The sequence below is a fragment of the Hymenobacter sp. BRD128 genome, from assembly GCF_013256625.1.
GTDB lineage: Bacteria > Bacteroidota > Bacteroidia > Cytophagales > Hymenobacteraceae > Hymenobacter.
This window is the reverse complement of sequence record NZ_CP053908.1, coordinates 1,937,879-1,951,990: the sequence shown is the minus strand read 5'-3', so window position 1 is coordinate 1,951,990 and position 14,112 is coordinate 1,937,879. Positions and strand designations below refer to the sequence as shown.

Here is a 14,112-nt window from a genome sequence, read left to right as displayed (position 1 = left end):
TTACTAAGAAAGTAATTATGCAAAACGACAAGTATTTTTTCATGGGTGGGAATAGGAAAGATAAGGAGGCTGCTTAGTTAATTTTGAGTGGGATGCCGTAATTATTTCGAGCGCGCCGATTTAAATTCCGAGCCGGCACGCCACTGAGGAAACGTGGTTTCGCCAGCTAGCCGCTGGCCCACGCGGAAATACAGCTGTGCATCCTGGGCCACACCGCTGAGGTCCCAGCCAGGGTCAAATTGGTCGGCGGGCTTGTGGTACATAGTGGTGGTATAGGCCCGGCGCTTTTCGGCAATGTATTCCTTGCCCTGGCTGCGGCTTTCGAAGCCGCCGCTGGCGTAGAGCGAGGGCACGCCCACGTGGGCAAAGCTGAAGTGGTCGGAGCGGTAAAACATGCCGGTTTCGGGCGTCTGGTCGGGCAGCAGGTAGCGGTCCTGCTCGCGGGCGGCGGCACGGGCGTAGTCTTCCAGTTCCGACTGCCCGTAGCCGATAACGGTGAGGTCCTTCATGCGGCCGTAGGGCCAGAGCATATCCATGTTGAGGTCGGCCACGGTCTTAGCCAGCGGAAAGGCTGGGTGCTGGGCATAATAATTTGACCCTAGTAAGCCCTGCTCTTCGCCCGTTACGGCCAGGAAAACGATGCTGCGGGCCGGCTTTTCAGGCGCGTTTTTAAACGCCTTGGCGATGCTGAGCAGCGCGGCTAGCCCGGTGCCATCGTCTACGGCGCCGTTGTAAATAGAGTCGCCGGCAATGACTTTGCCCACGCCGAAGTGGTCCCAGTGCGCCGAGTAAATGACGTACTCGCCGGCATTGGTAGTGCCGGGCAGCACGGCCAGCACGTTTTTGGAAGTCTGGCTGCGCAGCTTCTGCCGCAGGCTGGTGCTGAGGGTGAGGCCTAGCGGGCGGGCGCGAAAGCCGCGCCGGTTGGCGGCGGCGTAGAGGGCGTCGTAGTTCTGGCCGGCGGCGGCGAAGAGGCGTTTGGCCGCGTCCAAGGTCAGCCAGCCTTCGAGGGCGCACTTGCTGGCGCCGTGGTCGGCGGTTTGGGGGCGCAGCTTGGGACCGAGCGCGCCGCTGAGCACCACGCTCCAGGGGTAGGCGGCCGGTTGGGTGTCGTGCACGATGAGCAGGCCGGCGGCGCCGTGGCGGGCGGCTTCCTGGTATTTGTAGGTCCAGCGGCCGTAATAGGTCATGGCCTTGCCCTTGAACATCGTGGTGTCCTGGCCGGCGTTGCCGGGGTCGTTCACGAGCACCACCACGGTTTTGCCCTTCACGTCGAGGCCGGCGTAGTCGTCCCAGCCGTATTCGGGCGCCACCACGCCGTAGCCGGCAAATACCAACGGCGAGTTTTGCACCGCAACCGTGGGCTGCTCGCGCTGGCTGAATACCACGTAGTCGGCTTTATAATTCAGGCTCAGCTTTTGGCCTTTGCCTAAAATCTGCATGGTAGTCGCGGGGTTGACGCTGATTTCCACCATCGGCACCGGCTGGAAATAGCTGACTTTAACCTGCTCCCGAAGAATATTGCTATCAAGGCTCTCGGGTACTGGTAACAATCCTAGCGTTTTAAACTGCGCCGCCAAGTAGTCAGTAACGCGCTCCTCGCCCGCCGTAAATGGCTTGCGGCCTAGCATCTCATCCGACGATACGGCTTGCAGATAGCCGCTGATATCGGCCGCCGTGATGGCATCGGCCGGTGCAGGGGGGGTAGGGGCCGCGGCCGGGGGGGCGGCGCAGTGGCTAGGGTAGCGGTGGGCTTGGCCGACTGGCAGCCGGCCAGCGCCAAACCCAACAGGCTAATAGCGCCGGCGGCGCGATAAATCAAAGACATGCGAGTAATAAGCGCCGCGCCCAACCCAGGGCGCTAACGGTGCCCCAAGGTACTGCTAGCCACGTCACGCTGCACCGCGCCTATTCTGGTTTTTCCCGCGCTAATGTGCGCTCAATACGTGGGTCGGGCACCAGCCAGAGCAGCGCCACGCCCACGTAGGCCGCGCCCGCCAGCCACGGCAGCCAGAAGCTGCTCACGATGCCCACCAGGTAAAGTACCGGCGAAAGCTTGCCTTTCCAGTCGTGCCCCACGGCGTGGGCCAGCGGCGAGGCGGGGCCGCCATTAACGGCGATAAGGCAGTTTTGCAGCACAAAATACGCGATGGCCGACCCTAGCAGCACCCCGCCATACACGGCCAGCGTGGCCGGGGCAAAGTGATTTTCGCCCATCCAGCCGGTGGCAAACGGCGTGAGCGACAGCCAGAACAGTAGGTGTAGGTTGGCCCACAGCACGCCCCCACTAATTTGCCGGGCGCTGCTGAGTAGGTGGTGGTGATTATTCCAGTAAATGCCGACGTACACAAAGCTCAGCACGTAGCTCAGAAACACGGGCAGCAGCGGCCGCAGCGCCGCCAGGTTGTCGCCGTGCGGCACCTTCAACTCCAGCACCATAATGGTGAGGATAATGGCGAGCACACCGTCGCTAAACGCTTCGAGGCGGGTTTTGTGCATGGGGTGAGCTAGTGACGCTTGGAAAAGTCAAGGGTATGATTCTCAAAGGTGCGCCGAAAATTAAATAACACCCCAGACCTGAGGGTCGTGTCTAACCGCTCTTGGTTATCGGCGGCGATGCGCAGCCGGAAGTAGCCGTTGCGCGCTGGCGCAAGCGTGGCTTGCACAGCTTCACTGCCTGCGCACTCCAGTTGCACCTTGCCTATTTCTTGGTCAAGCCAGAATGGCCGTTGCCGGTAAAACGTCAGGTTGTAGCCGCTCGACGTCATCGTAACAAAACCGTATTCTTGCTGGGTGAAATAATAGCTGCCGTTACTAGCGTGCGTCGTGGTCGGAGTGTAAAAAATAGCCGCGAAGAGTTAATTCATACTCACCCAAGCTCCTCCAATTAGCACTGCGATAAAGAATAAGCCTATCGCTACGATGCGCATTACATCATTGCCAATGTGGCGAGCAACTAATGCTTTAAACGCTAACGTAGCAGCAAGAACAATGCTAAAGAATAGAAAAAGAACTAGGTTGCACGGACAATTAGCGAAGCCACAAGAGTGCTGAGATGAAATGCACCATTCCTAAGAAGCTGCTGGCCGTTTTATCATAGCGCGTGGCCAGCCGGCGAAACTGCTTGAGGCGACTAAAAAAGCGCTCGACTTTGTTGCGGTCGCGGTACAGATTTCGGTCAATCACGCGTTGGACGAGGCGGTTCTTTTTGCTGGGAATCACCGCTTGGGCACCGAGGGCGGCCACGCTGGCGAGTACGGCGTCCGTATCGTAGGCTTTGTCTGCCAGCACGTTGCTGGTACCCTCAGCGGCCGGCAGCAGTTCCGCTACGCGTCGACAATCGGCTTGCTGGCCGGGACCGAGCACCACGCGCAACGGGTTACCCAGCGCGTCGACGAGGGCGTGGATTTTGGTCGTCAGCCCGCCGCGGCTGCGGCCGAGGGCTTCGTCGCCGACGCGGCTTTTTTTCGGCTGCCCGCCGCCTGCGCGTGGGCCCGCACCACGGTCGAATCAAGCATCACCCAATCCAGGTCTGGTTCCTGCACGGCTTCGAACAAGCGTTGCCAAATGCCTTTTTGGGCCCAGCGCCGGCTGCGTTTGCGCAACGTGTCGTGTTTGCCAAAGCGGGCCGGCAGTGCACGCCAGGCGCAGCCGTGGCGCGCCACCCAGAACACGGCGTTGAGAAAGAGTCGGTTATCGACGCCTGTTCGGCCCACGTCGCCCGCTTTGCCCGATAAATGTGGGGCCAAAGCGGTCCAAGCACGGTCACTGATTTCATCCAGATTGCTCACGAACGCAAAGATAATTGTCCGTACAACCTAGTGCAAACACGACCAAAGCTAGCGATAGCTGCATAAAAAACGCCGCCCCGTTGCCAGGGCGGCGTTTTTTATAATCTAGCCAGCAAGAAACTGCCCGCTAGCCTACGCTTACTTTTTTACCAAATCAAACCGGTCGGCGTCCATCACTTTGGCCCAGGCGGCTACGAAGTCGCGCACGAATTTCGCGCCGGCCTGGTGGGTGCCGTACACTTCGGAGATGGCGCGCAGCTCCGAGTTCGAGCCGAAAATGAGGTCCACGCGGGTGCCGGTCCACTTCACTACGTTGGTTTTGCGGTCGCGGCCTTCGAAGTGCGTGTCGGCTTCCGAGGTAGCCTTCCAGGTGGTGCCCATGTCGAGCAGGTTCAGGAAGAAGTCGTTCGAGAGCACGCCGGGGCGGTCGGTGAACACGCCGTTTTTCGAGCCGTCGTAGTTGGCGTCCAGCACGCGCAGGCCACCCACCAGCACCGTCATTTCAGGGGCCGTGAGGGTCAGGAGCTGGGCGCGGTCGATGAGCATGGCCTCGGGCGAGGCTTCGTGGTTGGCGCGCAGGTAGTTGCGGAAGCCGTCGGCGTGGGGTTCCAGCGCGGCAAACGACTGCACGTCGGTTTGCTCGTGCGAAGCGTCGGTGCGGCCGGGGTGGAAGGGCACCTGCACGTCGTAGCCGCCGTCTTTGGCCGCCTGCTCGATGGCCACGGCGCCGCCTAGCACAATCAGGTCGGCCAGCGATACTTGCTTACCGCCGGTTTGCGCGGCGTTAAACTCGTTTTTGATACCTTCGAGCACGTCGAGCACTTTGCTCAGCTCGGCCGGGTTGTTGGCATCCCAGAATTTCTGGGGAGCTAGCCGAATGCGGCCGCCGTTGGCGCCGCCGCGCTTGTCGGAGCCGCGAAACGTGGAGGCCGAAGCCCAGGCCGTGCGGATAAGCTGCGCGCCGGTGAGACCGCAGGCGAGCAGCCGGTCTTTCAGGGTGTTGCTGTCCTGCTCGTCAATCAGGGCGTAGTCAGCCGCCGGAATGGGGTCTTGCCAGATAAGCACTTCGCTAGGCACCTCGGGGCCTACGTAGCGCGAGCGGGGGCCCATGTCGCGGTGCGTAAGCTTGAACCAAGCGCGGCTGAAGGCATCGGCAAATTCTTCAGGGTTTTGGTGGAAGCGCCGCGAGATTTTCTCGTAAATCGGGTCTTCGCGCAGGGCGATGTCCGACGTCAGCATAAACGGCGCGTGCGACTTATTCGGGTCGTGGGCGTCGGGAATGGTGCCGGCGCCGCCGTTGTTTTTGGGCTTCCACTGGTGCGCCCCGGCGGGACTCTTGGTTAGCTCCCACTCGTAGCCAAACAGGTTGTCGAAATAACCGTTGCTCCACTTAGCCGGGGTCGAAGTCCAGGCGCCTTCGAGGCCGCTCGTGATGGTGTCGCCGGCGTTGCCGGTGCCATACGAGTTCAGCCAGCCTTTGCCTTGCTGCTCGATGCCCGCCGCGGCCGGCTCGTGCGCAATGTACTGGGCGGGGTCAGCCGCGCCGTGTGTTTTGCCGAAGGTGTGGCCGCCCGCAATCAGGGCCACCGTTTCCTCGTCGTTCATGGCCATGCGGCCGAAGGTTTCGCGGATGTCGCGGGCCGAGCCCAGCGGGTTCGGGTTGCCGTTGGGGCCTTCCGGATTCACGTAAATGAGGCCCATCTGCACGGCAGCCAGCGGGTTTTCGAGCTGGCGGTCGCCGGTGTAGCGCTTGTCGCCGAGCCACTCGCGCTCCGAGCCCCAATACACTTCTTCCATCGGCTCCCACACGTCGGCGCGGCCGCCCGAGTAGCCAAATGGCTTCACGCCCATCGACTCAATGGCGCAGTTGCCGGCCAGAATCATAAGGTCGGCCCAGGAAATCTGCTCGCCATATTTCTGCTTGATGGGCCACAGCAGCAGGCGGGCCTTGTCGAGGTTAGCGTTGTCGGGCCAGCTGTTGAGCGGAGCAAAGCGCTGCATGCCCGCGCCCGCGCCGCCGCGGCCGTCCGAGATGCGGTAGGTGCCAGCGCTGTGCCAGGCCATGCGAATAAAAAACGGCCCGTAGTGGCCGTAGTCAGCTGGCCACCAGTCCTGCGAGGTAGTCATCAGCTCAAACAGGTCCTGCTTTACCGCATTGAGGTCCAGCTTCTTGAATTCCTCCACGTAATTGAAGTCCGCGCCCATCGGGTTAGACAAGGCCGAGTGCTGGCGCAGAATGCCGAGCGGCAGTTGGTTGGGCCACCAGTCGCGGTTGCGGGTGCCGCCGCCGGCCGCGTGCTGCTGGGCCTGCCCCGCCAGAAACGGGCATTTTGCCGCCGAGGGGTCGTTCATAAAGTGCTCCGTGGTGTTGGAAGCGGGCGGGTGTTGGTTGTGTTCTTCAGCCATTGTTAAAAGTTGTGGGTAGCTAAGGTTTTAAAGGAAGGAGATACGCTGCTGAAAGCCGGGCCGCGGGTCAAAAAATCGGCCCGTCGGACAAATTACCGGCAACCAGCGCCTAGGTTTGCGCGCCGCTAGTAAAAGATTTTGGCATGTTGGCAAAGAGTAGGCTAGCCGGTTTACGCTGGTTGGTTTGACAATCCAGCCAGGTGGTGACTAAGATTGGCAGGAGGGGCTTTGTTTAACAAAAGTAGTGTTTTTTCTCAACAAACTGCATGGCGCGCATTTTTTTGCCTACTTCTGTTTAACCTGCCGGCTGGCGGGCGCTTTTTGCACAGGGTTTTGGCTAACACCAGGCCGCCGTTTTTTATTCCATGACGACCCGCATCGCCGCCGCGCTGGCCGCTCTCGAAGCTGAGCGCGGCATCCGCATTCTCTACGCCTGCGAGTCGGGTAGCCGGGCCTGGGGCTTCCCCTCGCCCGACTCCGACTACGATGTGCGCTTTCTCTACTGCCACCCCGCCGACTGGTATCTGCGCCTCGATGAAGGCCCCGACACACTCAACTTTCCGGTCGATGAGGAGCTAGACCTGGCCGGCTGGGAGCTGCGCAAAACCCTGCGCCTGCTGCGCGGCTCCAACGCGGCCCTCTTCGAGTGGCTGCAGTCGCCCATCGTCTACCACGAGGCGCCCGGTTTTCGGGCCCGGCTAGCCCCGCTGCTGCCGCTAGCCTTCAACCTGAAAGCCGGCCTGCACCACTACCTGGGCCAGCTGCGGCGCGGGGTGGAGGAAGACCTAATTGGCGGAGAAGTGCGCCTGAAACGCCTGTTTTACGCCCTGCGCGCGGCCCTGGCCGCTCGCTGGATACGCGAGCGCCACGCGCTGCCGCCAATGGAGTTTGCGCCGCTGCGGGCACTGCTGCCATCGGATTTGCACGGTGTTGTGGAGGAGCTGCTGGTGCAAAAGGCTCATTCCAATGAGAAAACCGTGGTGGCCCGACCTGCCGAGCTGGTTGCCTTTCTGGTAGAAGAGTACGCGGCCGGGCAGGCGGCGCGGGAGGCATTACCCAGCGCGCGCCCGACGGGCCTGGGGGACGCGCTGGACGCAGTATTGCGCCAGCAGATAGCCGGGGTTTCGTAGGCTGGGTTACTTGCTGGCGAAATGCGGAGGCGCTGCCGCGATTAAGCTACAAACTTCCGCAATCCGGTTACGGCAGGGCCCTGCGCCGGGCGGGACCTTTGTGGTGTTTATTAATTTAACGCATTCAACCCGCATGACGCCGCAATCACTCACCGCTGGGGGCGCTAGCCTCAAAATCTGGTTTATCACGGGCGCTTCGCGCGGCTTTGGCCGCACCTGGACGGAAGCTGCCTTGCAACGGGGCGACAAAGTGGCCGCTACGGCGCGCCAACTGGCTAGCATCGCCGATTTGACGGAGAAATACGGGGCCAGCGTACTGCCCCTGGAGCTGGACGTGACCAAGCCCGAGCAGGTGAAAGCGGCCGTAGCGCAGGCCCACGCGCACTTCGGCCGGCTCGATATCGTGCTCAACAATGCTGGCTATTCCCTGGTCGGTACCATTGAGGAAGCCAGCCTAGATGACCTGCGGGCGCTATACGAAACCAATGTGTTCGGCACGGTTGCCGTTATTCAGGCCGCGCTGCCGCTGCTGCGGGCGCAGGGCCACGGCCATATTCTGGGCGTGTCGAGCACGCTGGGCCACGTGGCGCCGCCAGTAATCGGGTACTATGCCTCCTCCAAGTGGGCCTTCGAGGCCATTCACGAGAGCCTAGCCACCGAAATAGCGCCGTTTGGCATCAAGGTAACCATCATTGAGCCAGGCGCCTACGCCACCGAGTTTGGCAGCCCGGAGTCGTTGCGCTTTGCAGAAGGCCTGGAAGTGTACACCGATTTCAAGAAGAACTTCTTCGCGGGCCTGCAGGGCCTGGAACGGGGCAACCCGGCCGCGACTCCAGCCGCCCTGTTTGCCGTCGTAGATGCCGAGCAGCCGCCCCTGCGGCTGTTTCTGGGCAGCCACAACCTGCCCCAGGTGCGCGCGGTTTATGCCCAGCGGCTAGCCACCTGGGAGGCCTGGGCCGCCGTTTCTACGGCCGCCCAGGGCTAAGCCAGCTAGCCCATACCGCAACCAGGCGGCCGGTGCGCGCGCACCGGCCGCCTGGTTGCGTAAGGTTTACTTAAGCCATGTAAGCCATGAAAAAGCAAGAAAAAGCGCCGCTGCGGTTTGCCTCCTTGTCGGAGGCGCACCGGGCCCTGGGTTTGCCGGGGCCCATGCACCCGCTTATCAGCCTGGTGCGCAATGCGCCGCCGCCCGCGCAGGGCAGCGGCCCGCCCCAGCCCCACGTGCTGGGCTTTTACAAGGTTTCCTTTTGGCCTAGGCAAAACCGTAAGCTCCGGTACGGCCAGGGGTATTACGACTTTGAGGCGGGCGGCCTGCTGTTTGCTGCTCCCGGCCAGTTGCTGGGCGGCACGCCGCAGCACGAGGCCAGGGAAGCGTGCGCCCACGTCACCCTGCTCATTCACCCCGATTTCCTGGCGAGCTACCCGCTGGCCAAAAAAATCCGGCAGTACGGCTTCTTCACCTACTCGGCCAATGAGGCGCTGCACGTGTCGGAGCCGGAGCGCGAGGTGCTGCTGGCGCTGTTTAGAACGATGGAAGCGGAGCTAGCCAGCCGCCTCGACGAGTTCAGCCAGGATGTGGTGATTGCCCAGCTCGACTTGCTGCTGACTTACGCCAACCGCTTTTACAAGCGCCAGTTTCTGACGCGCAAAGCCGTGCACCGCGACCTGCTGCAACGCCTGGAAGCGACGCTAGCCGAGTGCTTTAGCCCCGAGCGCCTACCCGAGCACGGCATTCCGACGGTGCAGTACCTGGCCGAGCGCCTGCACGTGTCGGCCAGCTACCTGAGCGATATGCTGCGTACGCTCACCGGCCAAAGCGCCCAGCAGCACATCCACGACAAGCTCATCGAGCGGGCGAAAGAGCAGTTGGCTTCCAGTAGCCTGTCGGTGAGCGAGGTGGCCTACGCGCTCGGTTTCGAGCACTCGCAGTCCTTTAGCCGGTTTTTCAAAGCCAAGACGACCCTTTCGCCGCTGGAATTCCGGCGGTCTTTCCAGCTTAATTAGAAGCTGGCTGGCGGTTACTTAGCCTCAAATTTCCAGTTGAGCGACAGGTTCACTACGCGGCCTTCTACCGGCGCCCACAGCTCGCGGAAGAGCGGGCTAGCGTAGCTGCCGCCCACGGGCAGCACCACGCGCTCGCGGCGCGTTTGGCGGTAGTCAAAGACGTTTTCGCAGTTGAGCACCAGCGTCCAGGGGCCGGTGTGGTAGCGCAGCAGAGCCGCGAAGATGGGGTAGCCGGGCGTGGTGCTGCCGTCGCTCAGGTACTGCTGGCCGGTGTAGCTCGCCTCCAGGCCGCCGCCAAAATGGTCATTTACATCGGTGAGCGCCACGGCCGCGAATTTGTGGCGGGCGGCCAGCTCCACGTGCGGGTTCGCGGGGTCGTAGTCGCGCCGGGCGTTGGTGAAGACGTAGCCCAGGTAAAGCTCGGTTTCGTCGGCGCGCAGGCGCACGTAGGTTTCGAGGCCCCGCGTCGTGACCGGCGCGGCGGCATTTTGCCAGCCGAGCGGGCCGCTGCCGGGCTGGTAAGCGCCCGCGCCGGGGCCGCCCACTAGGCCGCCATCGGGCAGGATGAGCGGGTTTTGCAGCCGGGTGTAGAAGAATGACTGGTTGATATTCAGCACCAGCGGCTCGCCCTCGTCCCCAAAATTGGCGAAGGTGTGCTGGTAGTTCAAATCGCCGTTCAGGCCCTGCGAGGTTTCGGCGGTGAGGCCGGCCAGGGGCTGCACCTGCGGGTAGTCGCGCTCGTCGAGGCTGTTCACGTAGGGCACCGGCACGCGGTAGCCCAGGCCGCCGTTGAGGCGGGCGGTGAGGGCAGCGGTGAGTTTATACAAGGCCGAGAGGCGGGGCAGCACGAAGCCACCGTACTGGTTGTGGTGGTCGTAGCGCAGGCCGGCCTGGAGGTTGAAGCGCGGCGCGGGCTGCCAGCTATCCTGCACAAATGCTCCGAACGTATAGTAAGCATACGGACTGAGTAGGGGCGTGGCGCGGCCGGCGGCGTTGCGCAGGCGCTCCCCGTTAAAATTCAAGCCGCCCACCAGGGTATTGCTGCGCCCAGCGGCGTGCAGGTAGCTGGCCTCGGTATAAAAAGTAGTTTGATAAGCCTTAAACGCGACGGTATTCGTCAGGACATCGCGCCCGAAATTCGTGACGGCGCCTTTGAGCGTGAGGCGGCCGGTGCCCACGCTGTCGTTGGTATACACGGCATCCAGGGTGTGGCGCTGGCTGGTGTTATTCACGAAATACGCCGCGCCGCCCAGCACCTCGGGCTCGTCGCGCACGGCTTGCTGCTGGCCCCCGCGCCGGCTCTCGAAGGTGCCCGTGTAGCCCACGGCCAACTGGCTGTGGGCGCTTGGGTAGTAAAACAGCCGCGGGTGCACGGTGAGGCTGCGCACGCGGGGCACGTCCACGAAGCCATCGCCGTCCACATCCACTTCCTGCTGGCGGGTGAGGCCCACAAACAGCGAATAGCCCAGGCGCTGGCCGCGCTGGGCGGCAAAGCCATTGAGGTTGGTTTCGTGGAGCGTTGTCTGGTTGAGCGTCGCGGCAAATTGCGGCGTGCCGAGCGTGGGCGTTTTGCTCACCAGATTGACCAGGCCCGCGATGGCGCCGCCCCCGTAAAGCGTCGAGTTCGAGCCTTTTAATAATTCAACCTGCCGCAGGTCGAGCGGCGGCACCGACAAGATGCCGAAGCTGCCCGCAAAGCCGCCGTAGAGTGGCAGCCCATCGCGCAAAATCTGCGAGTACTGCCCCTGCAAGCCCTGAATGCGCAAATCCGCATTGCCCGTAGTAGGTGAGGTGGGCTGAATCTGGGTGCCCGCAATGTCGCCGAGCAGGCTGGCAATGTTGCCGGGCTTGATACCATTCTCCTCCTGCATTTCCTCCTCGCCCAGCACTTCGATGCGCTCGGGCTGGTCCTCAATGCGCGAGTTGGTGCGCGTGGCCGTCACTACTACTTCCTCAATGGCCGCCGCGCTAGGGGTCAGCAGCACCGTGAGCGGCGCGCTGCCGGGCGCTGGGGCCGCCAGTGAGCGCGCTTTGTAGCCCAGCGCCTCGGCCCGCAGGCGTGCGCCCGCCGCCGGCGCGGGCGCTAGCCGCACCAGGCCTTGCGCATCGGTGGTGCCGCCCAGGCTGCCGCCCGGCACACCTACGCTCGCCCCGATGAGTGGCGCGCGGGTAGTGGAGTCGCGCAGAATGAGCAGCAGGCTTTGGGCGCGCAGCGCGCCGGGCCAGCCAAACGCCAGCGCCAGCAGAAATAGAAAAAAGCGAAGCATAAAACGGACGCTACTAAAAAGGCGGGGCTAGCCCCCGCCACCTTTTGCTTGCGGGCAAAAAGTACGCAAACCAAGCACCGGGCTTTGAAGAATTTCTGTAGCACCTTCGCGGCACTTTTCCCCGCCTGCCCATGACCATCGCCGACCTGCGCCAGCAAAACCTCATTCTGTTTGAAGCCGTGAGCGGCAGCCGCGCCTACGGTACCGACTTGCCGCATTCCGATACCGATTTGAAAGGCGTTTTTGTGCTGCCTGAAAACCAGTTTTTTGGTCTGGATTACATACCGCAGATTGCCAATGACACCAATGACGAGGTATTCTACGAGCTGCGCCGCTTCGTTGAATTATTACTGAAAAATAATCCAACCGTGCTCGAATTGCTTGGCACGCCGGCCGACTGCATTGTGTACAAACACCCGCTGTTTGACTACTTCCGAGCGGCCGATTTCCTGTCGCAGCTCTGCCGCGCCAGCTTCGCCGAATATGCCGTGGCGCAAATCCGCAAGGCCCAGGGGCTGCACAAGAAAATTAATTATCCCGAGCCGCCGGCCCGTAAGTCGGTACTCGATTTCTGCTACGTCACGGTGGGCGCCGGGGCGCAGCCCGTAGCCGCGTGGCTAGCCCGGCAAGCTATTGGCTATGAGCAATGTGGCCTGGCAAACGTGCCGCACCTTACCGACCTCTACGCCCTGTTTGTGGACCCTAGCCCGGCGCGCCCGCTCGGCTACCGGGGCTTGGTGCGCGACCCCGAAATTTCGCAGGAGGTGCAGCTTTCGGCCGTGCCGAAAGGGGAAGTGCCAGTGGCGTATCTGTCGTTTAACCGCAACGGCTACAGTGTATATTGCCGCGCCTACCGCGAGTACTGGGATTGGGTGGCCAAGCGCAACAAAGAGCGCTACGAAAATACCGTGCAGCATGGCAAAAACTACGACGCCAAAAATATGCTGCACGTTTTTCGGCTGCTGCAAATGGCGGAGGAAATTGCCCTGACCGGCGAAATCAAAGTGCGCCGGCCCAACCGCGAGTTTTTGCTGCACATCCGCCGCGGCGAGTTTGCCTATGCCGACCTTATCGCCGAGGCCGAGCACCTGGTGGCGCGGGTTGAGGCGGCGTTTGCCACGTCGGCGGTGCTGGCTGCGCCCGACAAGGCTAGCGCCGAAGCCACGCTGCGGCTGGTGCGGCAGCGCTTTTACGCCGCTAGGCACTAGGTGGGCCGCACCAGGCTAGGAAATAGTGCGAAATAATGCGCTGCCTAGTAACTGAAAACAAGCAAGATACTAACCAAACGAGCAGTTTTCGGTTACAAATGCAGCGGCCGGCCCACAAATGCCTTAATCCTGTACCCCTTAAAGTCAACTAAAACCCGACCTTCGCACGTTCATTCACTGACCGCTCACTTGGCGGTGCAATCCTTGATATGGTACTGACTAACGACCTTCTGATTTCGCGGGGCGAGGTATTACAGCAGCTGGAAGGTTATCTGAAAGATAATATCTACACTTTTCTCAAGAAGGTAGAAGATAGCTGGCAACCCGCTGATTATCTGCCCGATTCGCGCCGCGACACGTTCTTCGACGAAGTAAAAGAGCTGCGCGAAAAAGCCAGCGGCCTGAGCTACGACCTACTGGCCGTGCTCATCGGCGACACCATTACGGAGGAAGCATTGCCCAACTACGAGGCTTGGTTTCATGAGCTCGATGACCTGAACCGGGACCGCAACAACGGCTGGGCGCAGTGGATTCGGGGCTGGACGGCCGAGGAAAATCGCCACGGCGACCTGCTCAACCGCTACCTCTACCTCTGCGGCCGGGTCAACATGCGCGAGTTTGAGTTTTCGACCCAGCACCTCATCAACGATGGCTTCGACCTGGGCACGGCCCACGACCCGTATCGGGCCTTCGTGTACACGAGCTACCAGGAAATGGCCACCAACGTCTCGCACCGCCGCGTGGGCCAGCTGGCCCGCACCGCCGGCGACGATGGCCTAAGCAAAATCTGCGGCATGATTGCCGGCGACGAAAACCGCCACGCCAAGGCCTATAAAACCTTTGTGAGCAAGATTTTTGAGCTGGACCCTAGCGAGATGATGCTGGCCTTCGAGGACATGATGCGTAAAAAAATCGTGATGCCGGCCCACTACATGCGCGAGCTGGGCATTGATATGGGTAAAACCTTCGGCCATTTCACCGACGCCGCCCAGCGCATCGGCGTATACACCAGCAACGATTACACCGATATTCTGGATACCTTGCTGAGCGAGTGGCAGATAGCCGACCGCACCGGCCTCACGCCCGCCGCTGCCAAAGCCCAAGAATACGTGATGAACCTGCCCGCCCGCCTGCGCCGCGTGAGCGACCGCATGTCGGTGCCCAAGCTCGAATATAAGTTCAAGTGGATTAGCTAAGCCCCGGCTAGCTAGCTTAGGTTAAGTTGAAAAGCTCCGGCTGCCTTGCGCAGTCGGGGCTTTTTTGGTGCTAACTATTGGCCGCAAGCTTGGTTAATGAGGACTTCCTC

Annotated in this window: 9 protein-coding genes and 1 pseudogene; 5 read left to right on the top strand and 5 right to left on the bottom strand. The window is 61.7% G+C overall.

The window, feature by feature from the left end; genetic code table 11:
• Positions 1-101: 101 nt before the first annotated feature.
• The 4 genes and pseudogenes from GKZ68_RS08545 to katG all read right to left on the bottom strand — a co-directional run bounded on the left by GKZ68_RS08545 (position 102) and on the right by katG (position 6,143).
• Entirely contained in the window at positions 102-1,631 is a 1,530-nt protein-coding gene (locus GKZ68_RS08545) for a M28 family metallopeptidase (protein WP_173113260.1), read from the bottom strand.
• A gap of 277 nt (positions 1,632-1,908) precedes the next feature.
• A complete protein-coding gene (locus GKZ68_RS08540; RefSeq protein ID WP_173113257.1) occupies positions 1,909-2,499 on the bottom strand; it encodes a TMEM175 family protein in 591 nt (196 codons plus the stop codon).
• Positions 2,500-3,030: 531 nt separating this feature from the next.
• Positions 3,031-3,716, bottom strand: a pseudogene (locus tag GKZ68_RS08535) (IS5 family transposase).
• A 213-nt stretch (positions 3,717-3,929) separates the two neighbouring features.
• Positions 3,930-6,143, bottom strand: coding sequence for a catalase/peroxidase HPI (katG, locus tag GKZ68_RS08530; RefSeq protein ID WP_173118298.1), 2,214 nt, complete (start codon positions 6,141-6,143; stop codon positions 3,930-3,932).
• A gap of 419 nt (positions 6,144-6,562) precedes the next feature.
• On the opposite strand from katG, the gene GKZ68_RS08525 reads away from it, so the two are divergent.
• The 3 genes from GKZ68_RS08525 (at position 6,563) to GKZ68_RS08515 (ending at position 9,331) form a co-directional block, all read left to right on the top strand.
• Positions 6,563-7,327, top strand: a complete 765-nt coding sequence (locus GKZ68_RS08525) for a nucleotidyltransferase domain-containing protein (protein ID WP_173113254.1) — start codon at positions 6,563-6,565, stop codon at positions 7,325-7,327.
• Positions 7,328-7,460: 133 nt separating this feature from the next.
• Positions 7,461-8,312 (top strand): SDR family NAD(P)-dependent oxidoreductase, encoded by an 852-nt coding sequence (locus GKZ68_RS08520; protein ID WP_173113251.1) that lies wholly within the window; start codon positions 7,461-7,463, stop codon positions 8,310-8,312.
• Positions 8,313-8,398: 86 nt separating this feature from the next.
• Positions 8,399-9,331: an AraC family transcriptional regulator gene (locus GKZ68_RS08515; protein WP_173113248.1), complete on the top strand. Its 933-nt coding sequence runs from the start codon at positions 8,399-8,401 to the stop codon at positions 9,329-9,331.
• A 14-nt stretch (positions 9,332-9,345) separates the two neighbouring features.
• On the opposite strand, the gene GKZ68_RS08510 is transcribed toward GKZ68_RS08515, so the two are convergent.
• Positions 9,346-11,598 (bottom strand): TonB-dependent receptor, encoded by a 2,253-nt coding sequence (locus GKZ68_RS08510; protein WP_173113245.1) that lies wholly within the window; start codon positions 11,596-11,598, stop codon positions 9,346-9,348.
• Positions 11,599-11,729: 131 nt separating this feature from the next.
• Between GKZ68_RS08510 and GKZ68_RS08505 the strand changes: the two genes are divergently transcribed.
• Both GKZ68_RS08505 and GKZ68_RS08500 read left to right on the top strand, forming a co-directional pair.
• Positions 11,730-12,806: a nucleotidyltransferase domain-containing protein gene (locus GKZ68_RS08505; RefSeq protein ID WP_173113242.1), complete on the top strand. Its 1,077-nt coding sequence runs from the start codon at positions 11,730-11,732 to the stop codon at positions 12,804-12,806.
• A gap of 209 nt (positions 12,807-13,015) precedes the next feature.
• Complete coding sequence (locus GKZ68_RS08500) at positions 13,016-14,002, top strand: acyl-ACP desaturase (RefSeq protein ID WP_173113239.1); 987 nt, start codon at positions 13,016-13,018, stop codon at positions 14,000-14,002.
• Positions 14,003-14,112: the final 110 nt, after the last annotated feature.